Here is a 21681-nt window from a genome sequence, read left to right as displayed (position 1 = left end):
GCCAGGCGGGGGGTCGGGTTGTGAAAATGGCGTTGGCGAACAAAAAATTTCTTCCGGCCGCCGAGGAGCGTCGGCGTTTCCAGCGGGTGAAGGTTCATCTGCTCGGCCGCTACATGCTGCCGGACCGCCGGGAATTCCCCTGCCAGGTGATCAACATGTCGCCGGGCGGACTGGCGCTTCTGGCCCCCGGCATCGGCAATGTCGGCGACCGCGTGGTCGCCTATCTCGACCATATCGGCCGGGTCGAGGGCAAGATCACCCGCATCATCGACAACGGTTTCGCAATGACGGTCGGGGCGACGCCCCGCAAGCGCGACAAGCTGGCGGCCCAGCTCACCTGGCTTGCCAACCGCGACATCCTCAATCTGCCGGAGGATCGCCGCCACGACCGTATCGTGCCGCGCAACCCGATCGCGGTGCTGACGCTCGAGGACGGCACCAAGATGACCTGCCGCATCATCGACCTCTCGCTGTCCGGTGCCGCCATTGCCGCGGAGAACCGCCCGCCGGTGAAATCGATCGTGCTGCTCGGCCGGGTCCAGGGCCGCGTGGTCCGAAACCTCGAGGACGGCTTCGCGCTGGAGTTCATGCACGAGCAGCCGATAGAGACTCTCGAAGAGAGCGTTACCGCGCGGTAAAGCGCAAGGACGCTAAAACGCCTGTATTTCCAGCCCTGAAGGCGGCTTCCGCGATGCGGACGCCGCCTTTTTCGTGTCCGGCGACCGCCTCGCGCGGGTTAACGCGAGGGCCGCGTGCGCGCGCAAACAACAGTTCCGCCAGCGTTTCCGCGTTAATAGATAAAATTTGAATCAATTGAAGTCATTTCAAATCTTAGTCGAATTCGATTCAAGTATAGATCGAATTCATCGCGCCTTTTACTTGTATTCGTCTCGACTTGACTTGGCCGACTTAGCGGCAACTCAAAAGCTCCATGCGAAATGTGGTCCCAACAAGAAACGGGGGCCGCAATGTTGGACTTCAGGGGACAGGGGAAAGGGCTGGCACTGGCTGCCATGCTCTTCGGGATCAGCGCGGCAGCGCAGGCCGGCGAAGGCCGTCTGCTCTACGCGAGCCTCGGCGACACCACGCGTGCGCCGATCGGCTGGGTCGAGTTCTGTGCGGATAATGCCGCCCAGTGCCAGGGCGCGCCGACGCAACCGCGCGACATCGTGATGTCGCAGGCCGCATGGCGCGACCTCGTCAAGGTCAATCGCTGGGTCAACGAGACCGTCAAGCCTCTGACCGACCAGGAGCACTGGGGCGTGATCGAGAAGTGGTCGCTGCCGACCGACGGTTACGGCGATTGTGAAGACTACGTGCTGCTGAAGCGCAAGATGCTGATCGATGCCGGATGGCCGCGCGAGGCCCTGCTCATCACCGTCGTGCGGGACAAGAAGGGCGAAGGACACGCGGTGCTGACGGTGAAGACCGACAAGGGCGAGTTCGTTCTCGACAATCAGAACGAGAACGTCGTTGCCTGGACGGAGACCGGCTACCGCTTCGTCAAGCGCCAGTCACAGAGCGATCCCAACGTCTGGGTCTCGCTCGGCGACACCAAGCCGGCGGTCTCCACCGCCAGCGCCAAGAACTAGCAGTCAGGAAAACGAGTTACGCGGCCCGGTCACATCCCCACCCCTCCCCGTCCCAGACCGGTTCGCGCGCGGCCAGCCATCCCCCAATGGCTGGCCGCAACTTTTTTTGGGGCGAGCAATCAGCCCTGCGACGACCAGGGCACGCGCGCGGCGGTGAAATCGCGCCACGTGCGTTGCAAAGCGGGCTGCACGCCGATCGATGCACGGGCCTGCCAGCCGGCGATCGCCGCAGCCGCGACGGCGCTGTCGCGTTCAGTACCGAGCCCATCGAGCAGCGATGCCGTGACCGCCATATCGTTGAATGCGCCAAGCTCCTCCTGCAAGGCTGCGAGCCTGCGCGAGAAACGTCGCGCCGACTTGCGATCCTCGTACAGCGGCAGCAGGAACTCGCTGAGATAGCGCAGCCGCTTGGTCGCGAGCCGCACCCGGTGCAGCTCTTCTGCAGGAAGCGACTTGAAGCGGCGGCCGCGCTTGAGCACCTTGGCGTATTGCTCCGACAAGATGCGTCGCGCGAAGTCGACGGCAGGTTCGGCGAGCTGGCCGAGATCTTCGGCGGCAACGTCGTTGCGCCAGCCTCGCGTCTCGATCCAGTTTCCGAGGCCGATCAGGAACACGGCGCAGCGGCGATCGTCGAGCGCATCATGCGCCTTGCGATAGGCGTCCGACTGGCGCTCGGCCGCAGCCCGGCCCAGCGCATCGAAGCCGGCGACCAACGGACAGGCCTGTGCGATCGTCGGCAAGGTATCGAGCTGGAACACGTCCCAATCACGGGCGGCGGAGAGGTCTTGCGCCAGCCATTTGACCTCCGACCGCAGCGCGTCGAGATTGCTGAGCGTACCGACCGACCTCATCAGGTCGAGCGCCGATCGCAGCCGGCGCAGCGAGACGCGGAGTTGATGCACGCCTTCCGGGTTGCGCCCGTCCTCGGCGGCCGGCAGCGACTGAAGCAGATGGAGGAAGCAGGAGCGCAGGATCGTCGCGAAGGCCTCGTCGAGCGTGACCGACGCATCGAGGCGAAGTTTTCGCGGGCGACGTGCCGGGGGCGGCTCATCGGCGGCAAGATCAAAGCCGCGCGCCGACTTGGTACGGATAGACGGCTTCACCGCACCCTGCTCCGCGAGCCGCAGCGCGACCTCGTAGATCGTGCTGGCGCTGCCGCTCTTCAGCTCAAGCTCGATCTCGCTCACCTGTAGCGTGCGATCGCCAGCCGTCAGCTCGCCTTGATCGAAGGCGATTTCGACCGCGCCGGACGACAAGTCGATCATCCTCGCGTGACGACGGATGTCGGCGGTGAAGACGGCTTCGAGCGGCTGCGTCACGAGGTTGCTACGAAGCTTCTCCGGAATGAAGGGCATCGCCAGAGCGAGATCGGGCGCAAGCGATGACACGCTCGCCTCCCACTCGCCACGGCGCAACGGATCGTCCGCGGCGTCCGTCTTCACCGTCTGCACGAAGCGCGCGCCGCTCTGGCGGACGCGCAGGCTCAGGCCATTGCGCCGAAGCAGGCGCTCGGCCGTGTCGTAATAGACCGACTTGAGATGCTTGCGCGTGCCCTTGTTGCGCGCGTTGGCCGTGATGACCGGCGCGGCGTTGAAATGCGCCATGCGATCGGCATCGACGAGCAGCTTGAGCTCGATCTCACCGGCGGGACGCGCAGCAGTGCCGGACTGGGCTGGCTCCGGTGCAGGCGTCGTGTCTTGCGATGGCGTCTGATCAATCACAGCGCCCTCGACGATCGCATGTTCCGGGTCGGGCTCGGCTGCGTCACGTTGCCTGAGGAAGCCGGCGACGACTTGCGTTCTCTTGTTCCTGTCCTTGAGGATAGGATTCCCATCCGGCGCGCTCATGGTTTTGCGAGCCGGCGTAGCGTCTAATTTCAACATTTCCGGTGACATGACAGTTTGATGACAGAGCGCAGCATATAGCTCGTCAGGCCCGCAAGGAATAGCAACGTTACGTCGCAACGCATCATCGTCCACATGCGCCATGCGCGACGCTAAAGATCGGGCAGGACTGTCATAATTCGTCCGGCGTGACGAATTAAATTGCCGCCGCGTACAGTAAGTGATCGAATTGATAGCGAATCTCGTCGTTCTCGAAACCGAGATGAACGCGTCAGCGAGCTTGACTCATGCTAGCAGAAAAATTCTTTCTGGTTTTGGAGACGCTCAGAAGTCACGCCTCCGATGGTGACAGGCCGGAGATTGTGACAAGCCCCGCGCGGCCTCCTGCGCTCCCGGAGATCGCAAAAGGCTCTCGACCAGGAAAGCCGGTTCCTGACCAGCGAGACTAGAGGCGATTGAATTTCGCGGGCTCACACCTGCCCAGCGCGCATCAATGCGCGAGCCTGTTCTTGTAGATCCTGCCGTCCTTCATGATCACCACAAAATTCTTCGCGGGATCTTCGACCAGCTTGATGTCGTCGAGCGGATTGCCGTCGACCAGCAGGAGATCGGCGAGCGCGCCCTCCTCGACCACGCCGAGCTTGCCGGGATAGGGATTGCGCAGGCCCGACAGGCTCAAGAGTTCAGCGTTGGTCGACGTCGCCATCGTCAGCGCTTCGGCCGGCGTGTACCAGCGCGTCAGTGCGGCCAGCATCGAGCCCTGCTTGTCCGCCAATGCCTTCGAGAACAGGACGTCAGTGCCGAACGCGGTCTTGATCTTGTACTTCTTCGCCAGCGCATAGACGCGGTCGGTGCCGGCAACGACCTGCCGCATCTTGTCCTGCTCCGACGGTCCCAGCGCCGCGGCGCCGGAGATATCAAGGAACGGTTGCGTGCTCAGCCAGACGCCCTTCTCCGCGATCAGCTTCGCGCTCGCCTCATCCATGAGATGTCCGTGCTCGATGCATCTCACGCCGGCTGCGATCGAGCGCTGGATCGCGACCGGCGTATAGGCGTGCGTGGCGACATAGGTGCCCCAATTGTCCGCGGCCTCGACAGCGGCGCGCAGCTCGGGCTCGGTGAAGGTGGAGACATCGAGCGGACTGAAGGGCGATGCGACGCCGCCGCCCGCCGTGAGCTTGACCTGCGACGCGCCTTGCATCAGTTGCTCGCGCGCGCGCACGCGCACCTCGTCCGGGCTGTCGGCGACCAGGCTGCCGCCGATCAGCTCCATGCGGCTGAGCATGCCGCCGATGGTTCGCGGCAGATCGGTGAGCTGGCGGAAATCGCCATGACCGCCGGTGATGGTGATGATGGCGCCGGACGGATAGATGCGCGGACCGGCGACGAGACCCTCGTCGATGGCCCGCTTGAGGCCGAAACTCGGCCCGCCCATGTCGCGTATGGTGGTGAAGCCGCGCATCAGCGTCGCTGTCGCCTCGCTGGCGGCGAGCAGATTGTTGTAGCCGACATCGCCGAGGGCCGCGGCCGGCGTCGGGCGCACCAGCATCGCGTGCCAATGCGCGTCGATCAGTCCCGGCATCAGCACCCGGCCGCCGCCGTCGATCACCTGACCGGTGGCCGCGATATCGGCGGTCGAAATCTTCTCGATCTTCCTGTTCCTGATCAGGACGTTGGACGCGGCCGAGAGCGTGGCATTCTTTCCGTCGAAGATCCGAACGTTGCGGAACAGGACGGCGGAGTCCTGCTGGGCTTGTAAGGGCAACGGGCTGCCGAGGCTTCCAATCGACACAAGCAATGCGGCGGCTCTGAAGAGTCCGGCCGGCGTGGTCCAACCCCACATGTCCAATCTCCACGCAGATCCGGGCGAACGCCAGCCAGCTGACGCCGCGCGATGCAGCTATGGATTGATGCCTGCAAACCGCATCGAGTCAATTTGCAACCACAGGGAGGTTTTGCAAATCAGCCATACGGACGCGAAGAGAAGCGTCCCCATCAAGTTGGATAGGCGAATGGGTAAGTGCACCTGTCGCACTCGCGTCGAACTCAAATTAAAAACGCACTATCGATTTCGACCCGCCAGCAACGGTAGATTGCAACTTTCTCGCTCGGGAGTACGATCCTGCGCGGTCTACGCGATTTGAGCCACTGGGCAGGAGGGGCTTGCGGTCGTCTGTAGAATTCAAATGACGAGGCGTAACATGGTGGCGCAAACGAGTGACGGACGCATCCTGCTGGCCAAGAAGCTCGGCGGGCTCATCGCAATCATCTTGGGATGCCTGCTGACGGCCGTAGGCGTGACGTTCGAATACAGCGGCATGACTTTCGTCGGCGTGTTGTTGCTCGTCCTCGGAGCCGTCCTGCTGGTGCTCAAGATCATGAGGCGAAATCAGGAACGTCCGTTCTGACAGACGGCAGGCGGTCACACGCCCAGCACGTCGGCGAGCCGCAACTCGTCGGCGGCGGGATCCTTCAAGAACAGTTCGGCCTCGATCTCGTCCAGATGCGACAGCATCTGCACGCGCGCAGCCTGCTTGTCGCGCTTGCGGATCGCGGCGACGATGCCGGCGTGATGATCGGTGCCACAGGCCGGCGTGTCGTGGCGGCGGTAGAGCAGGATGATGAGCGAGGAGCGCGCGATCAGCTCTTTCAGGAAGCCGAGATAGATGCTGTGGCCACTCATCTCCGCGACGAGGCGATGAAACTCGCCGGAGAGCCGGACCGAGGCGCGCGCGTCACCGCGCAGCTCCGCCTCGCGCTCCTCGGCGAGATGCTGATGGAGGCGATCGATCCAGGCCGGTGACACCGCATCAATCGCGTGATCGACGATGGTCGGCTCGATCAGGCGGCGCGCCTCGAACACTTCACGGGCATCGCCCGGCGTCGGCCGCGCGACGAAGGCGCCGCGGTTCTTCTCGATGTTGACGATGCCTTCATGCGCAAGCTGCTGGAGCGCCGTGCGGACCAGCGTGCGGCTCGCGCCGTAGATCTCGCCGATCTCGTCCTCGCCGAGCTTCGTACCGGGCAGCAGGCGATGCTCGAGGATCGCGGCGGTCACCCCCTCACTGATACGGCTGACGCGATCGCTCGCATCTGGCGCGTCGGATTTCGGGGGAGTCTTGGCGGCCATCAGTTCGAAGGGTTGGGTGTGAGGGCTCGATCGGCGACGTTCAGCCTTGAATGTTAGTCGACGACCTGTATCCAATCACAGGCAAAAGTTTATACAATCCGCGCCCGTTTTGTGTGCAGCGAGACAGACGGGTGCTGGGACGGCCGAAGGCGGCGGATTCGATCTAACGACCTGACTCTGCTGCACAGTTCTGGAATTCAGCCGGCCAAGGGCGGTTGGCACGGACCTTGCGGAGAGACGGGAGCATCGCCCCTCCCTTGGACACGCCATGGCCACTCCCGCCGCTCTCGAACTGGTCGCCGTCACCAAGCGCTACGACACGACGCTGGCGGTCGACACCGTCAATTTGAAGATCCCGGCCGGGACCTATTGCTGCCTGCTCGGCCCCTCCGGCTGCGGCAAGACCTCGACCTTGCGGATGATCGCGGGCCATGAGGCGGTCAGCAAAGGCGACATCATTCTCGGTGCGCAGAACGTGACCGACCTCGAGCCCGCCAAGCGCGGCACGGCGATGATGTTCCAGTCCTACGCGCTGTTTCCGCATCTGACCGTGCTCGACAATGTGGCGTTTGCGCTCAAAATGCGAGGCGTCGACCGCGCGACCAGGCACAGGCGCGCCGGCGAATTGCTCGAGCTGGTGGCGATGACACCCTATGCGGGCCGGCTCCCGGCCCAACTCTCCGGCGGCCAGCAGCAGCGCGTGGCGCTGGCTCGCGCACTGATCACCGAGCCGCAGATCCTGCTGCTCGACGAGCCGCTCTCCGCGCTCGATCCGTTCCTGCGGGTGAGGATGCGCGGCGAGTTGAAGCGCCTTCAGCGCGAGCTCGGCATCAGCTTCATCCAGGTCACCCACGGCCAGGAAGAAGCGATGGCGCTCGCCGACCACATCGTGGTGATGAACCAGGGCAGGATCGAACAGCAAGGCACCGCGCGCGAGATCTTCCACCGCCCCCGCACTGAATTCGTGGCGCGCTTCATCGGCGGCCACAACGTCCTCAGCGACGCCGGAAACCTCATCGCCGTGCGCGCCGATCAGCTCGGCATCGCGCCGTTCGCCGAGGGCGCGTTCGGCGCGCCGGCGCTGCTGACCCAGACCGAGTACCAGGGCTCCTACATCGCCGTCTCGCTCACGCTCGACGACGGCACCGCCCTGTTCTCCCACCTCCCCGAGGCCGCCTTCGACGTCCACCCGTTCCGTCCGGGCGATCGCGTGCTGGCCACCTGGGATCCTGCCAAGGCGCAACGCCTGCAATAGCGCCGATCGATCACTGGAATGCGCAACAGAGGAGTGACTGATATGACCGAGACCACCAGGACGAAGGGCGTCAGCCGCCGCACGCTGCTCAAGGGCACCGCAGGTCTCGCGGGCCTCGCCGCCGGCTCCGGCGCCATCACCGGCTTCCCCTATGTGAAATCGGCCGATGCGAAGGTGCTGCGCTATCTCGGCACCGCCGTGAACGAGGGCGACGACATCTCCAAGCAGTGCCTCAAGGACACCGGCATCAAGATCGAATACATCACCGCGACCACCGACGACGTCACCAAGCGCGTGATGACCCAGCCCAACTCCTTCGATGTGCTCGACACCGAATATTTCTCGCTGAAGAAGATCGTGCCGTCGGGCAACATCCTTGCCCTCGATGCCAAGAAGATCAAGGAATTCGACAACATCACGCCGGTCTTCACCAAGGGCGAGACGCCCGGCGGCAAGAAGATCGGCGGCCAGGGCACGGCGCCCTGGAAGGTGCTTTATCTCGAAGGCAAGGACTCCAAGAAGTTCGCGACGTCGGCGACCGAGTTCGTCACGCTGATCCCGACCGTCTACAACGCCGACACGCTCGGCATTCGTCCCGACCTGATCAAGCGCCCGATCAGCTCGTGGTCCGAGCTGCTCAATCCCGAATTCAAGGGCAAGGCCTCGATCCTCAACATCCCCTCGATCGGCATCATGGATGCCGCGATGGTCGTGGAAGCCACCGGCAAGTACAAATATGCCGACAAGGGCAACATGACCAAGGAAGAGATCGATCTCACCATGAAGGTGATGACCGAAGCCAAGAAGGCGGGGCAATTCCGCGCCTTCTGGAAAGATTTCAACGAAAGCGTCAACCTGATGGCTTCAGGCGAAACGGTGATCCAGTCGATGTGGTCGCCGGCCGTGACGAAGGTGCGCTCGATGGGCATCCCCTGCACCTTCCAGCCGCTCAAGGAAGGCTATCGCTCCTGGGCCTCGGGCTTCTGCGTCTCCAAGGGCGTGTCGGGTGCGAAGCTCGAATGGGCCTATGAGTTCGTGAACTGGTTCCTGTCCGGTTATGCCGGCGCCTATCTCAACCGCCAGGGCTACTACTCCGCCGTGCTCTCGACCGCGAAGGCGCACATGGAGCCGTACGAGTGGGCGTACTGGATGGAAGGCAAGCCGGCCGAGAAGGACATCAAGGCACCCGACGGCTCGCTGCTCGAGAAGGCCGGCGCGGTGCGCGACGGCGGCTCCTACGAGGACCGCATGGGCGGCGTCGCCTGCTGGAACGCCGTGATGGACGAGAACGACTACATGGTCCGCAAGTGGAACGAGTTCATCGCGGCCTAACGTGATGGACACGTCAGAGGACATCCTGCAACAGGCGTCCCCGGGATTGATCCCGGGGTCGGGCACGGCGCGCGCCGCGAAAGCGACGCGCCTGTCGCCGTCCTTCATCTCCTGGCTCCAGGCCGGGCCGATGATGCTGGTGTTTCTCGCCTTCTTCCTGATCCCGCTGGTCTTCGTCGTCATCGTCTCGTTCTGGGACTACAACGAATACCAGCTGCTGCCGGCCTTCTCCGGCCGCGGCTACACCGACACGTTCGAGGGCTGCATCGCGCAGCTCCCCGATCTCTGCACCATCGCCAAGACCTATCTGAAGACGCTGAAGCTGTGCTTCCTGGTCTGGGTCATCACGCTCTTCATCGGCTTCTGGGTCGCCTACTTCCTCGCCTTCCACGTCAAGTCCAAGACCTGGCAGATGGGATTGTCGCTGCTCTGCACGATCCCGTTCTGGACCTCCAACGTGATCCGCATGATCGCCTGGATCCCGCTGCTCGGGCGCAATGGCCTGGTGAACTCCGGACTGGTCAAGAGCGGATTGATCAACCACCCGCTGGAATGGCTGCTGTTCTCTGAATTCTCCGTGGTGCTGGCGCTGGTCCACCTCTTCACCTTCTTCATGGTGGTGCCGATCTTCAATTCGATGATCCGCATCGACAAGTCGCTGATCGAGGCCGCCTATGACGCCGGCGCCACCGGTTTCCAGACGCTGGTCAACGTCATCATTCCGCTCTCCAAGCCCGGCATCGTGATCGGCTCGATCTTCGTCATCACCATCGTGATGGGCGATTTCATCACCATCGGCGTGATGGGCGGCCAGCAGATCGCCGCCGCCGGCAAGATCATCGAGACGCGGGTGAACGCGTTGCAATTCCCGGCTGCCGCCGCGAACGCCGTGATCCTGCTCATCATCACCTTCCTGATCATCACCATGATGTCGCGCATCGTCGACATCAAGAAGGAGCTCTAGAGCATGAAGGAAGGACGCCCGCGCTCGTTCTACGTGCTCGCGATCTTCTTCGCGGCCTATGTGGTGTTTCTCTACGGTCCGATGATCGCGATCTACGTCCTCTCGTTCCAGGGGCCGCAGGGCGGCCTCACTTTCCCGATGAACGGCGTGTCGACCTTCTGGATCGCAAAACTGTTCCAGGGCACCGGCATCGTCGATCTCGGCGCGGCCTTCCGCCGCTCGCTGCTGCTTGGCCTGATCGTGATGGTCGTGACCGTCGTGCTGTCGGTCGCCGCCGGCATGGCCTTCCGCCGCAAGTTCAAGGCGCAGGGCATCTTGTTTTACTCGGCGATCGCGAGCCTCATCGTTCCCTCGATCATCACCTCACTCGGCATCTCGCTTGAATTCCGCATCATCGACGACCTGATCAAGGCGCACTGGAACGAGAATTTCGAGACCTCGATGGGCCTGTTGACCTCGGGCCTCGGTGCGCACCTGACCTGGACGCTGCCGTTCGGCCTGCTCATCATGTTCGCGATCTTCAACCGCTTTGATCCCAGGCTCGAGGAAGCCGCGCGCGATCTTGGCGCGACGCCGTGGCAGGCCTTCCGTCATGTCGTGCTGCCGATCATTCTGCCCTCCGTGATCGGCATCGGCCTGTTCGGCTTCACGCTGTCCTGGGACGAACTCGCCCGCTCCAGCCAGGCGATCGGGGCGGTGAACACGCTGCCGCTCGATCTCCAGGGCCTCACCACCACCGTGACGAACCCCGACATCTATGCACTCGGCACCGTGATCTCGGCGGTGTCGTTCACCGTGATCGCCCTTGCACTCGGCACCATCCACATGCTCAACAAACGGCAGGCGGCCAAGGGCTCGGATGCCGGCCAAGGGCTTGTCTGACAAGGGGCTTGTCTGAACTGATGCGGCTGCACGTCGTCAATCCCAACACCACCGCGTCGATGACGGCGAAGATCGCCGCTGCGGCACGCAGCGTCGCCCTGCCCGACACTTTGATCGATGCGCGCCAGCCCGCGATGGGCCCGGTCTCGATCGAGGGCTTTTACGACGAAGCCTTCGCCGTGCCCGGCATGCTCGGCTGCATCCGCGACGCCGACCGCGACGGCGCCGACGCCCACATCATCGCCTGCTTCGACGACACCGGCCTCGACGCCGCGCGTGCCGCCGCGAAAGCGCCGGTGATCGGCATCGGGGAAGCCGGCTTCCACATGGCGAGCCTGATCGCGGCGCGTTTTGCCGTGGTGACGACCCTCGGTGTCTCGATCGTGCCGATCGAGCATAATTTGCGGAAATACGGTCTCGCCGAGCGCTGCGCTCGCGTCCGCGCCGCCGAGGTCCCGGTGCTCGCGCTCGAGGAGCGCAATGCTGATGCTCTCGGCAAGATCTCCGCGGAGATCACCGCCGCGGTCCGCGACGATCGGGCGGAAGCCATCGTGCTCGGCTGCGCCGGCATGGCTGACCTCGCCGCCGAACTCGCCGCCACACATGGCCTGCCCGTGGTCGACGGCGTCGTAGCGGCGGTCACGCTGGCAGAATCACTGGTGCGGCTGGGACTGAAAACCTCCCGACTCGGGCCCTATGCGGCGCCGCGCTCGAAAACCTATTCCGGACCGTTTTCGCCGTTCCAGCCTTGATCCCGGCTCTTTTCGAGGACCTTGAGGGGTCCCAAGACCAGCTGATTGCTGGTTTTTTCCCGTTAGCCTCTTTTTGGTCCCATTTGTTGCCGAATGGTAACACTTTCGGGACGTCCCGGCGACCTCTGGTTGCCGCACTTCGCCACTCACCAAGTTTCAATTTGGGTTTTGTCAGCGATGATCGATCTCGCCCAGGACAGGCCGTCCAATCCCCTCCTTCGCCTTGGCGCCCAGCCGATCGCGCTGACCGCCGCAGCCCTCCTGCTCCTCATCGCGGGCGTGAGCTCGATCGCGATCTGGCGCGCCTATACCGGCGCAACTCCCGAGACCGACCGGGTGGTGGCGTCGCGGCAGCTCCAGGCCCGCACGGCCCAGGCCTCCGAGCAACTCGTCGAGAAGACCAAGGGTCTCGAGGCGACCCAGCAGGAATCGATCGACCAGCTCCAGGTCGTGCAGGACCAGCTCCAGACGGTGAAGAAGCTGCTCGCATTCCAGCAGGCCGACACCAAGCGACTGTCCGAGCAGGTCACGACGCTGAACGAGTCCATCGACAGCCTTCGGCAGTCCTTTGCCAGCGCCCGGGCCACGGAGGCGGAGACACCTTCGGTTACCCGCAGGAAACCGTCGCGCCGTGTCCACGCCAGCGCCCGCAAGCGCTCGCGCGGCTAGCCGGGTCAGGGTCCGCGACTTAAATTTTTCCACATGTGAACTGGATCACATTCCCCCGTATGATTCCGCGCCATGCTCGCGGTTACCGGATGGCGTGAGCCGATTTCAATGTCCGGGGCTGGCAAGGTCGTTGACGGTATACTGCGTCAACGGCCTTGTTCTTTAGTGGGTCCAGTCTTTTGGCAGATCTGGCTTCCTAGTCTGGCTGAGCCTCGTGGCCGCTATTCGCAGACATCCACGCGGCGGACACGCCAGCCCGACGGCGTCATGACACGCTTCCGCGCGACATAGCAGCCGCCATAACCGCCATCGTCGTAGCCGGTACCAGAGTAATAGGGATCGCCGTAATAGGGGTAGCCGTAGCCGTAATAGCCGCCATAGTAGCTGGCGCCGGCGAGACCTGCCCCGATCGCCACTCCGGGCCAGAAGCCGCCGCCACGCCAGTGACCGCCATGGCCCCAACCGCCACCATGGCCCCAGCCGCCGCCGCCATGACCGAAACCGCCCCGCGCCTCAGCCGCCTGCGGCGCCGACAAGCCGACTGCCGCGACGGCCAGCGCCGCCATCATCATCTTGCGTAACATCACTCGATCCTCCGCGTGGAGACGTTCCACGCTCAAAGCGGGACCAAGCTAACGTCACCCGCGCCTTCCTGACAGCCTCACTGTCTCACTTCCGCGCGAGCATCAGCAGCCGCGATCGAAGCATGTGAATCCGGAGGAAGCTGACGCGCTGCGCGCGCGGACCGCTATGCGGCGGCCGCCATCTTCTCGGCGGCCCACGGCTATTTTCAGCCGATCCGCTTCAGGCCTTTCTTGAAGCGCGGGCCGTTGGCCACGTAGAACCTCGCCGCACTCCCCATCTTCTGCACCTGGGCGTCGTCGAGCGTGCGGATCACGCGCGCGGGTGAGCCGATGATCAAGGAGCGTTCGGGAAATTCCTTGCCCTCGGTGATGACCGAGCCCGCGCCGACGATGCTGTTGCGGCCGATCTTCGCGCCATTCATCACGATCGAGCCCATTCCGACGAGCGCACCCTCCTCGATCGTGCAGCCGTGCAGGATGACGTTGTGGCCGACGGTGCAATTCTTGCCGATGACCATGGGGAAGCCGAGGTCGGTGTGGCAGGTCGAGCCATCCTGCACATTGGCGCCATCGCCGATCTCGATCCATTCATTGTCGCCGCGCAGCACGGCGCCGAACCAGACGCTCGCACCCGGCTTCAGGCGCACGCGGCCGATCACGGTCGCGGTCTCGGCGATGAAGTAATTCCCGTCGGCGGGAAGATCGGGTGCCTGTCCGTCGAGCTCGTAGATCGCCATGGGGTTCTCCTGTCGCGTCGACCCCAGCCATAGCGAAACGGCGACGCGGAGGCAAAGGGCCGCCGCGCCACGCAGCTCTGTCAGACCAGAACGCCGGCGGCGCGTAGCGTCATCAGGAAGAAGGTGCCGCTCATCATGCTCCAGAAGCCGGCGATGACGGTCGCCATCATCACGAATTCGACGCGGCGGCTTTCCACCCGCATGCCGCGCAGCGTGTTGCGCATGATGATGAAGGGCGCCGCGAACACCAGGAACGGAACCGCGGCAAACGTCTTCGGCGCCACGCCGTCCTGCAACAGGCCGAAGCCCGCCGGCCGCTGCGCAAACGCCTGGTATCCGTTCACGAGCGCGCCCGCGAGCGCGAAACCGATGCAGATCGAGAACAGAGAATTGAAGGCTTCAGGTGTCATCGGAACGGTCCGCCCTTACGCAACGCCGGAGCCTTCCTGTGACAAAGAGTGCCGGTTAACGCTACATTATCCTTAAGGGAAGGTTAACGCGGGCTCTAGTGATTTCAATGACTTCCCATGGGGTGATTTCCCACTTCCGTCCATTGCTTTCCGTAGTGATCCGCCGGGCGATCGATTGCCTGGGGCGGAGTTGGTGCTACTTCACGACCGAGATGCTTGCTCGACGATGCCGGAGCCTCTCCTGGGCCTTGCGCGCCCGCTCGTCATTCCAGGCCGCGATCATCATCTCGTTTGCCCGACGCTTCTCCGCCTGCTCCGCATAGTAGAGCGCGAGCCTGTCGGTCTTGTGCCCGGTCTGCGACTTGATCCCCTTCACCCCAACGCCAGGGAGAAGCGAGATTTCGCAAGCGCCGGTATGCCGCAGGCCATGCATGGTGAAGCCCTTCTTTTGCCGCTTCTTCCGGACCCCGATCCTCACCAGATGCGCCTTGATCGCAATGCTCAATGACCGAGCCCTGGTCCAAGAGCATCCCCACTTGTTAACGAGGATGTACTCCGATTTGAAATCGGCTTCGGCCGCGATCTTCTTCGCCGCCTCAAGCTCCTGGATCAGCTCGTCTGGCAACAGGTGATAGTTGGGCTCCGCGATGACACCCTTCTTCGTCGTCTTCTCGGGCCAGACGTGGATGCCTTTCCCGTCGTAATGCGACCACTTGATCTTGATCGCATCGCCGCCACGCTGCGTCGTGAAGTGAAGCAGTCGGCGAGCAAGCCGCAGATTGTCCGGCGCCGTCGCGTCGAATTTCTCTTGAACGTCCTCTGGCCAGATCAGGTGAGGCACGCTGTCAGATGTGCTGTGCTTCCGTTCGATCTCCATCGTCGGGTTCGGCAGGTCGCTGATGCCGAACTCTTCATCCTCCCGCACCGCGATCCAGATATTCGAAATCAGGGTGAGGTAGAGATCAGACATCGAGGCCCTGCCGTCCTCCTCGAAGATGCCATTGACGAAACGTTGCGCGGCTTTTCTGGTCATCTCGCGCAGCGGCTCATAGCCGATCTTGGCTTTCATCTTTTCGAGGAGCGGGATGTAAACCTCGTGGGTCGCTTTCTTCTTTTTCTTGAATGCCTGCGAGTTGCGATAAATCCCGATCGCCTGACCGATGGTACCGGTCTTTGCCTTGGCAACCTTCTCAGGCCTGGGCTTGGGCGGCTCGGGAGGACCGGCATCGATCTGCATCCTGCGCAACTTTTCAGCGCAAGCGTCATACTGCCGCTTGAACTCCGCCGACGCCTCATCGATGGGCAGCGGGAACAATCTGCCGCCGACCTCCTTCGGCATTCGGAAATATAGATAAGGCCGCCCCTTCACGACCTTCCTGTAGAGGTAGTCAGTCCTTTTTATTTCGACCTTTTGCATTTGGCTTCGTCCTCAAGCTCACGCAGGCGTCGCAGCAGCGAACTCTCACTTCCCGGTTCGTCCTTCAGATTGTCGAAGGCCGCATCGAGTTCGAGCCGATCCCACAGCGAGGCGTTGCCCACCTTCACTGGGGGCGGCATCTTCTCGTCTTGCACCATCTCGTAGAACTTGCTGGTCGACATCGAGAGATAAGCCGCTGCTTGCTCTGCCCGCATTGCACGCGGTGGGTATGCAAGACCATCCTGCAATTTCCGCCCCATCCGGCCCCTCCTTTTTACTAGAATTATCCTCCCTAGACCACCTGAGATTGGTGCTCGTCAAGACTTCTTTCATCAATACTTTCAGTGATTTAGATAGCGACTTTTTCATCTAAGTGCCACGGCGGCGGGCTTGTCCGCAGTTCGCCGCCGTGGCCCTTGCCGGTGCCCGGTTTGCCGCCGCCACCGGCTGCAGGCCGTTGTTTCTTTCCCGCCACCACCTGCCTGCTGGGCAGCGTCTGGCCCTTCTTCGGCACCCGGCCAGCTCGGGTCGAAGCCTTACGCCGAAGCCCTTGCGCGCTCGCCACCTTCGGTGACGTGCACGATCTCGCTCTGCTGCTGCCGCATCTTCGCGACGAGCCCATGCAGGCGCTCGGTCTCGTTGTGAACGTAGCGGCAGATCGAGGCATGCCCATCGATCTCATGCTGCACCTTCGCGGCGCTGATCAGCATGAGCTGCTCCATCTCATCCAGTTCGGCGCGGAGCGCGGCGAGCGCCTTGCCGTTCTGCTCGCTCATGCCGACGACGATCGCCTTGATCGCATCGCGCGAGCTGTCGCCATAGGCGGGCGGCTCGACATGCCCCTGGTGCGCATCGTGGGTCTCCGCTGCCTGCTCTTGCGGAAGCCCACGCATTGACGCGGCGTCGCCATTGAGCCTCATCTCGGGAATTGTCTCAGCAGTTCGTTGCATCGTTCGTCTCCTGTTTGTCGATCGCCGAAAAGTGGTCGCGCGGGCAGAAGCGGCGGCGCGTCGCCAGCATGCCCAGGTAGGACCGCGCGGTCTTGAGCTTGAGGTGCATCACGTCGGCGACGCGCTGCTCCGACATGCCAAGCGCATGCAGGCGCCGCGCGACGGTGGCGCGGGCCTCGACCACCTCCTGCGTGCGGCTGTTGCTCTCGATCAGAGCCGGGTCCATGTCGTAGTCGGCCGCGACCTCCCGCACGATCGCACGGCGCAGCGCGCGCGGCGTCATCGGCGAAATCGGCAAGACGCCGGACGTATCGATGATCTCAACCATTGGCGATCCCCCTTTACTGGATGGTCTCGGCGAAAAAGCCCTTGTTGGCACCGGTCACGAGCACGTAGTTGCAGCCGCGCGCCTGGATGTCGGTGACGGCGCCGCACGCCTCGCACTTCCCGGCCAGGAAGAACTTGTTCGGCACATCCATGGTCTGGCGAGACCCGCAGCGGCGGCAGGTGAATTTCTGGTGCACGGTGTGCCCGGCCTCGATGTACTGCGATGCCTGCTGCACCACTTCGGTGAACGGGAAGTCTTTGGTCGTCATGGCTCTCCTCCTCACTGTTGTGGTTTGCCTTCGCGCAGCCAGCGCTCGGCGAGCTGCAGCATCTTGATCCACTGGCGCAGGGTCTCTGGCTGCCGGACGATGTCGTTGGCGACGGCGCGCTGCGCTGGCCGTCGCTTGTGGTGCGCTCTAGCTCCACCTTCATCACTCCCCCTCGATCGGTTCTTCGGCGGCGTAGCTGTCGGGACGGTAGCGGCGCATCTTGTCGCGATGGCACTTCGGGCAGGCGCGGCAAAGCTCGATGCCGCGCGCGTCGTACTGCCACGCGCTATCGAGCCCGCTGCCGCATGGACGAGGCATTGTCCGCATCATCAGCGGTCTCCCGCTTCTGCAAATGCCAGGGCGACCGCGCCGTCGTCGGGGGCTGGGGGGCAGTTCGACGGCAGCGCGGTCTCGGCGGGTGCCGTGGCATCCGCCGGTCCAGTGGCATCACCCTTGCTGGACCTCTTGGGATCGGCAGGCGTTGCGGCTGCAATCGCCTCCTCGATCGAACTCTTGTCGAAGCCCTCGCCAGTCGGGCCGCGCAGCCGCTCGCGCAGCTTCGGCGAGGTGTCGCGGCTCACGTCCTTCATCGGCTCTGCGACGCCATCGCTCTCCTCGACCTCGCCACGCGCATAGACGCCGCCGAGAATGTCCGGACAGAAGATGCGGCACCAGTCGCGACACGTGTCGTAGAACATCTGCACATCGGGCTTGCGCACCCACAGCGGTGAGCCCTTGATCTGGCCGCGCTCATTCGTCCCTGGCCGCAGGTCGCCCAGCCGCTCGCTGGTGATCTCGCGCACGATGGTCTCGCCCGTGAAGACGCCCCACACACGGCACCTGCGATCGTCGCCAGTGCCGATGATCTCGTGCTGCAGCCGCTCCTTCAGCGGCGCCTTCGCCTCGATCACGGCATGGTAGAACTGGCTCTCATAGGCGACGCGACCGTCCTTGCCGAGATAGGTCCAGTTGGCCAGGGTGAGCGGCGAGATGTTCAGCTCGATCGCGCGGACGATGATGCCCCAGCATCCGCCAACGTTGCCACGCAGCCATTCCGGCAGCATCGGACCTGCGGTCGCCATGATCTTCGCCGCCTCTGCGATCTGCATCGCGTTGGTGAAGTCGAAGCCGAAGTCCGCGATTGGCACCTGGGACGTGCGGTCGGAAAGCACCTTCTCGACCTTGCCCTCGGCCAGATCGCGCCGCGTCACCCGGCCGCCATCCATCGGGCGGTCGCCCGGAAACGATTGATCGCTCATATCACCTGTCCCTGTAGCCGTTGATTGCTTCCGACACGCGCCCGTGGTCGGTGCCGAACATCACCGCGATCTCCATCAGCCCGAGATGCCGGTTCGCAGGATCGGCAGCGAAGGCGCGCATCTTGGCCCTGACCGCCGGGCTCATCCTGGGCTTGTGCGCCCTCACGCGCGGGCGCTTCGACGGTTTGCGCTTGGTCTCTTCGGCCAGGACATGCAGCTCGGCCGCGATCTCGGGATCAGCGACGAGGTCGGCCAGCTCATGCAGGCGCGCGCGAATGGCGGGGATCGTTTTCATGCGGCCTCCCGCAGCTCGAACTTCAGCCGCTCATCGATCTGCGCGCGCTTCCAGTCGGGCAGATCGACATATTCGGCATCGTCGCGATCATCACCGGGACCCGGCCAGACACCGGAAGACAGGCAGTCGGCGAAGGAGCGCATCGCGGCGCGGTTCTGCTTCATGCCGCGCGCGATGTCCTCGTCCTTGAGCTGCTGCGCGCGCACGCAGAACGGCGCCGATTTCTCGACCCAGATCAGCGTGAAAGAATTGGCCTCCAGGCCCAGCGCCATCGCGCCCTCAAGGACAAGCGCGGCCTGCTGATGGTAGCCAAACGTGGCGACCGAGGACTGCAGGTCGCGGTACAGCACCGAAGGGGTGGTCTTCAGGTCGGTGAAATCGCCGCTATCGTTCGGCGTCACGTCCGGACGGGCCTTCAACCAGAGCCCGGTCTCCTTGTCCTTCCAGATCAGGCTGCGCTCGATCAGGCCGTTGAGGGCGCCCGCCTGCACCAATGGGAAAGCACCCAGCGAGACGGCCATGCCCTTGATCACCTCGACCTGCGCGGCGGTCACCACGGTCAGGCCCTCGCGCTTCTTCGCGGCCAGCCAGCGCTTGCACTCCTTGCGGTTGCCGTTCCACTTCTCGCCCTCGAGCGTCTCGGGCCGCACCACGAACTGGTCAGCGAAGCCGATCTCGGCGGTCAACAGGTGATGCGCGGCCCGGCCCAGGACGAACGCCTCGTTGTCGGCCTCCTCGACCCGCGCGGGGTTGAGCGCGCAGTGCGCCCAGGCATGCGCCGGGGAATTCTCCCACAGCTTGCGCAACACGGTCGACGACACGCTCGGGCCGTCGCAGATGTCGCCGCGATGGTAAGCGGGAAGCGGCAGTTTCGTGTAGAGGCCCGGCTGCGTGATCGCGTTGCCGTCCCAGCGGATGCTCTGGATCACGGTGCGTCCCCCTCAACGATGCTGGTCGGCCTGCCCATCACGGTGATGTTGAGCGCGCCGCCGCGAAGCTGCCGCAGCAGATCGTCGGCCAGCTCGGTGGCGCGCATCTCGGTGCCGCAGGTGAACACCAGGGCGACGCAATTGCCCCGCTGCTCGATGTCAATCCGGTGCCCCAGATTGGGATGCGAGAAGCCGCGGTCGCTCATGCGTCGAACCCCCAGCTCTCGTACCCGTGCTGGGAAAGCCACTCGTGCGACGCCAGCCGCACCGGCAGCGGAAGCGACGGGATCGCGGTGCGCAGCTTGTGCAGCGTGATCACGGCCACGTCCCGGTTCGACGGGCGATGCCCGTACTTGGCGGAAAACGCGATCAGGGCATCGACCCCTGCGGTGACCGCTGCATCGCGCTCGGCGATGTACGCGGCGATCATGTTGTCCTGGCCGCTCATCGTCACACCCTCAGCGCTTCGAGAATTTCGGTGCGGTACGCGTCCATCAGCTCGACGGCGAGCGAGCCGATCTCCCCGTGCTCGTCGGGCCGCTTCAGCTTGGCGACTTCGGCCAGCATGGGCGCCGAATGCGCTTCGGCCAGCAGCGCGGCGGCGAGAGCCCTGCCGATTGCAGCGATCGATTTGTCAGACATGACGCGATGTCCCCTTCCAATTCGAGGATGATAGCGCGCCAAAAAAATTTGCGGGCGTCACCGAGGCGACGCTCTCTGCAAATAAATCCCATGTAACGCGATCTAACGGAGCGCCGTAAGGCGCGTAACGATCAGTGTTTGTCGCGGAGATACACGGGAGGTCGCGCCATAGGCGCTCCCGTATCCACAAAACAGATAGTAGTTATTAAAACTACTGCGCGCGCACACGCGATTGCATAGGCCGTGCCAGCCGCGTCGGCGTCGTTCCGAAAACCGGAAAAATAAAAGATGTAACGGAGATCGCCTAACGGAACGTGGCGACGCCTGGGCTGCAAGATCGCGCCAGTCACACGTGCGATGCAGCGAGTAACATCGGCGACCCACTAACTCGCCCTAACTTTTTTTCGCGCTTGATTTTCGATTTGCGCGTGGCGCAACATCGTCGACGGCTGTCCATCATCACCTACCTGACGAGTTGACGATCGCGCGCGCATCGCCGCGCGCGACGCCGCTCGCGCGCAACATCGGGAGATGCCGCAATGGCAAAGAACGCCGCCGAAAACACCCCATCAGCCGAGAACATCAAGGACGCGGTCGCTGCGATCGAGAAGATCGACGCGGAGCTGCTCCAGGAGAAAATGGCCTACATGAAGCGCTGCAAGGTCATCCGCGACCGCCGCGCAGACCAGTTCGATCACGCCGCCGATCGCGGCATCCGCAAGAAGCTGCTCAAGGCCAAGATCAAGGAGCGCGGTCTGCGCCGCAAGGCCGACGCCGTCACCGACGACTTCGAGGACGACGACCGCGACGAGTACCAGATGCTCAGCGAGAAGCTCGGCGACTTCGGCGATCTGCCGCTGGGTCAGGCGGCACTCTCGCGCGCTGAGGGCAGGACCGCAGCACAGGCGTGACACCATGCCCGTGCTCGCCCTCGACCTAGCGTCAAGAACCGGCTGGGCCGTGGGCGAGCCGGGCCAAACACCAACGCACGGCTCGATCCTGTTCGCCAAGCCGGGCGCCTCTCACGAAGCAATCTTCTCCAATGCATGGGGCTGGATGTACAGCATGCTCGCTGACTTCGGCCCGAGCACCGTGGTTTGGGAAGCGCCGATGCCGACATCCTTCAACCGTGGAAAAAGCAACGTCAACACAACCACGTTGCTCTACGGGCTGCCCGCCATCATCGGCGCCTGCGCCTATCGCTGCGGCCTCTATGACATCCGCAAGGCCGACACCCGTGACGTGCGGCTCCACTTCATCGGCTGCAATCCGAAGCGCGACATGGCGAAGTCGATGGTCATGCGGCAGTGCCGGTCGATGGGCTGGGAGGTCGAAGACGACAACGAGGCCGACGCACTCGCAACTTTGCACTACATGTGCTCGCTCATCCGGCCCCAGCTCGCCCTCGTCACCACCCCTCTCTTTGCGAAGGCGTAACGCGT

29 protein-coding genes are annotated in these 21681 nt (G+C 63.7%); 11 read left to right on the top strand and 18 right to left on the bottom strand.

Features of this window, described 5'->3' with window-relative positions; translation table 11 throughout:
* Positions 1-26 precede the first annotated feature (26 nt).
* Together AB7G19_RS16605 and AB7G19_RS16600 are read left to right on the top strand one after the other, a co-directional pair.
* Complete coding sequence (locus AB7G19_RS16605) at positions 27-638, top strand: PilZ domain-containing protein (protein ID WP_063982484.1); 612 nt, start codon at positions 27-29, stop codon at positions 636-638.
* A gap of 330 nt (positions 639-968) precedes the next feature.
* Entirely contained in the window at positions 969-1592 is a 624-nt protein-coding gene (locus tag AB7G19_RS16600) for a transglutaminase-like cysteine peptidase (RefSeq protein WP_028154093.1), read from the top strand.
* 119 nt (positions 1593-1711) lie between these two features.
* Here AB7G19_RS16600 and AB7G19_RS16595 read toward each other — a convergent pair whose 3' ends face one another.
* Positions 1712-3475, bottom strand: coding sequence for a CYTH and CHAD domain-containing protein (locus AB7G19_RS16595; protein ID WP_441267971.1), 1764 nt, complete (start codon positions 3473-3475; stop codon positions 1712-1714).
* 451 nt (positions 3476-3926) lie between these two features.
* Complete coding sequence (locus tag AB7G19_RS16590; RefSeq protein WP_166342420.1) at positions 3927-5279, bottom strand: metal-dependent hydrolase family protein; 1353 nt, start codon at positions 5277-5279, stop codon at positions 3927-3929.
* A 358-nt stretch (positions 5280-5637) separates the two neighbouring features.
* On the opposite strand from AB7G19_RS16590, the gene AB7G19_RS16585 reads away from it, so the two are divergent.
* On the top strand, positions 5638-5844 hold the full coding sequence (locus AB7G19_RS16585; RefSeq protein WP_063982481.1) for a hypothetical protein: 207 nt from the start codon (positions 5638-5640) through the stop codon (positions 5842-5844).
* 14 nt (positions 5845-5858) lie between these two features.
* On the opposite strand, the gene AB7G19_RS16580 is transcribed toward AB7G19_RS16585, so the two are convergent.
* A complete protein-coding gene (locus tag AB7G19_RS16580; RefSeq protein ID WP_354097530.1) occupies positions 5859-6566 on the bottom strand; it encodes a GntR family transcriptional regulator in 708 nt (235 codons plus the stop codon).
* A 268-nt stretch (positions 6567-6834) separates the two neighbouring features.
* Here AB7G19_RS16580 and AB7G19_RS16575 point away from each other — a divergent pair, with 268 nt between their 5' ends.
* The 6 genes from AB7G19_RS16575 to AB7G19_RS16550 all read left to right on the top strand — a co-directional run bounded on the left by AB7G19_RS16575 (position 6835) and on the right by AB7G19_RS16550 (position 12420).
* Positions 6835-7821, top strand: coding sequence for an ABC transporter ATP-binding protein (locus tag AB7G19_RS16575; protein ID WP_063982479.1), 987 nt, complete (start codon positions 6835-6837; stop codon positions 7819-7821).
* Positions 7822-7863: 42 nt separating this feature from the next.
* Positions 7864-9153 carry an ABC transporter substrate-binding protein gene (locus tag AB7G19_RS16570; RefSeq protein WP_028150047.1) on the top strand — a complete coding sequence of 430 codons (1290 nt, stop codon included), beginning with the start codon at positions 7864-7866 and terminating at the stop codon, positions 9151-9153.
* Positions 9154-9157: 4 nt separating this feature from the next.
* Positions 9158-10117, top strand: coding sequence for an ABC transporter permease (locus tag AB7G19_RS16565; RefSeq protein WP_041958636.1), 960 nt, complete (start codon positions 9158-9160; stop codon positions 10115-10117).
* 3 nt (positions 10118-10120) lie between these two features.
* Entirely contained in the window at positions 10121-10999 is an 879-nt protein-coding gene (locus AB7G19_RS16560; RefSeq protein WP_166342422.1) for an ABC transporter permease, read from the top strand.
* A gap of 20 nt (positions 11000-11019) precedes the next feature.
* Positions 11020-11751: an aspartate/glutamate racemase family protein gene (locus tag AB7G19_RS16555; protein ID WP_166353239.1), complete on the top strand. Its 732-nt coding sequence runs from the start codon at positions 11020-11022 to the stop codon at positions 11749-11751.
* A 177-nt stretch (positions 11752-11928) separates the two neighbouring features.
* The gene (locus AB7G19_RS16550) at positions 11929-12420 is read left to right on the top strand and encodes a hypothetical protein (RefSeq protein ID WP_166342423.1); all 492 of its coding nucleotides are present in this window, start codon (positions 11929-11931) and stop codon (positions 12418-12420) included.
* Positions 12421-12641: 221 nt separating this feature from the next.
* Here the strand turns inward: AB7G19_RS16550 and AB7G19_RS16545 are convergent, their stop codons facing one another.
* The 15 genes from AB7G19_RS16545 to AB7G19_RS16475 all read right to left on the bottom strand — a co-directional run bounded on the left by AB7G19_RS16545 (position 12642) and on the right by AB7G19_RS16475 (position 20239).
* On the bottom strand, positions 12642-13004 hold the full coding sequence (locus AB7G19_RS16545) for a hypothetical protein (RefSeq protein ID WP_354097529.1): 363 nt from the start codon (positions 13002-13004) through the stop codon (positions 12642-12644).
* Positions 13005-13210: 206 nt separating this feature from the next.
* The gene (locus tag AB7G19_RS16540) at positions 13211-13741 is read right to left on the bottom strand and encodes a gamma carbonic anhydrase family protein (protein ID WP_166342424.1); all 531 of its coding nucleotides are present in this window, start codon (positions 13739-13741) and stop codon (positions 13211-13213) included.
* Between the two features lie 80 nt (positions 13742-13821).
* Complete coding sequence (locus AB7G19_RS16535) at positions 13822-14151, bottom strand: DUF6949 family protein (RefSeq protein ID WP_014494286.1); 330 nt, start codon at positions 14149-14151, stop codon at positions 13822-13824.
* Positions 14152-14347: 196 nt separating this feature from the next.
* Positions 14348-15466 (bottom strand): tyrosine-type recombinase/integrase, encoded by a 1119-nt coding sequence (locus AB7G19_RS16530; protein WP_441267970.1) that lies wholly within the window; start codon positions 15464-15466, stop codon positions 14348-14350.
* Positions 15467-15549: 83 nt separating this feature from the next.
* Positions 15550-15828: a helix-turn-helix transcriptional regulator gene (locus AB7G19_RS16525; protein ID WP_441267969.1), complete on the bottom strand. Its 279-nt coding sequence runs from the start codon at positions 15826-15828 to the stop codon at positions 15550-15552.
* Positions 15829-16104: 276 nt separating this feature from the next.
* Positions 16105-16518 carry a hypothetical protein gene (locus AB7G19_RS16520; RefSeq protein ID WP_441267968.1) on the bottom strand — a complete coding sequence of 138 codons (414 nt, stop codon included), beginning with the start codon at positions 16516-16518 and terminating at the stop codon, positions 16105-16107.
* Positions 16502-16846, bottom strand: a complete 345-nt coding sequence (locus tag AB7G19_RS16515; RefSeq protein WP_441267967.1) for a hypothetical protein — start codon at positions 16844-16846, stop codon at positions 16502-16504. The genes AB7G19_RS16520 and AB7G19_RS16515 overlap by 17 nt, the downstream gene beginning before the upstream one ends.
* A 13-nt stretch (positions 16847-16859) precedes the next feature.
* Positions 16860-17114: a hypothetical protein gene (locus AB7G19_RS16510; RefSeq protein ID WP_441267966.1), complete on the bottom strand. Its 255-nt coding sequence runs from the start codon at positions 17112-17114 to the stop codon at positions 16860-16862.
* Positions 17115-17276: 162 nt separating this feature from the next.
* Positions 17277-17444 carry a hypothetical protein gene (locus tag AB7G19_RS16505; protein WP_441267965.1) on the bottom strand — a complete coding sequence of 56 codons (168 nt, stop codon included), beginning with the start codon at positions 17442-17444 and terminating at the stop codon, positions 17277-17279.
* On the bottom strand, positions 17444-18373 hold the full coding sequence (locus tag AB7G19_RS16500) for a hypothetical protein (RefSeq protein WP_441267964.1): 930 nt from the start codon (positions 18371-18373) through the stop codon (positions 17444-17446). Before AB7G19_RS16500 ends, AB7G19_RS16505 begins: the two co-directional genes overlap by 1 nt.
* A gap of 1 nt (position 18374) precedes the next feature.
* Positions 18375-18668 carry a hypothetical protein gene (locus AB7G19_RS16495; RefSeq protein ID WP_441267963.1) on the bottom strand — a complete coding sequence of 98 codons (294 nt, stop codon included), beginning with the start codon at positions 18666-18668 and terminating at the stop codon, positions 18375-18377.
* Positions 18665-19597, bottom strand: coding sequence for a PD-(D/E)XK nuclease-like domain-containing protein (locus AB7G19_RS16490; RefSeq protein WP_441267962.1), 933 nt, complete (start codon positions 19595-19597; stop codon positions 18665-18667). The genes AB7G19_RS16495 and AB7G19_RS16490 overlap by 4 nt, the downstream gene beginning before the upstream one ends.
* The gene (locus tag AB7G19_RS16485) at positions 19594-19803 is read right to left on the bottom strand and encodes a hypothetical protein (protein ID WP_441267961.1); all 210 of its coding nucleotides are present in this window, start codon (positions 19801-19803) and stop codon (positions 19594-19596) included. Before AB7G19_RS16485 ends, AB7G19_RS16490 begins: the two co-directional genes overlap by 4 nt.
* Positions 19800-20045 (bottom strand): hypothetical protein, encoded by a 246-nt coding sequence (locus AB7G19_RS16480; RefSeq protein WP_441267960.1) that lies wholly within the window; start codon positions 20043-20045, stop codon positions 19800-19802. Before AB7G19_RS16480 ends, AB7G19_RS16485 begins: the two co-directional genes overlap by 4 nt.
* Positions 20046-20047: 2 nt before the next feature.
* The gene (locus AB7G19_RS16475) at positions 20048-20239 is read right to left on the bottom strand and encodes a hypothetical protein (RefSeq protein WP_441267959.1); all 192 of its coding nucleotides are present in this window, start codon (positions 20237-20239) and stop codon (positions 20048-20050) included.
* Positions 20240-20778: 539 nt separating this feature from the next.
* Here AB7G19_RS16475 and AB7G19_RS16470 point away from each other — a divergent pair.
* Positions 20779-21150, top strand: coding sequence for a hypothetical protein (locus tag AB7G19_RS16470; RefSeq protein WP_441267958.1), 372 nt, complete (start codon positions 20779-20781; stop codon positions 21148-21150).
* A gap of 4 nt (positions 21151-21154) precedes the next feature.
* A complete protein-coding gene (locus AB7G19_RS16465) occupies positions 21155-21676 on the top strand; it encodes a hypothetical protein (protein ID WP_441267957.1) in 522 nt (173 codons plus the stop codon).
* Positions 21677-21681 lie beyond the last annotated feature (5 nt).

Source organism: Bradyrhizobium sp. 215_C5_N1_1 (genome assembly GCF_052075935.1).
GTDB lineage: Bacteria > Pseudomonadota > Alphaproteobacteria > Rhizobiales > Xanthobacteraceae > Bradyrhizobium > Bradyrhizobium barranii.
Note: the sequence above shows the minus strand (reverse complement) of the source record. Positions and strands in the feature narration are given on the sequence as shown.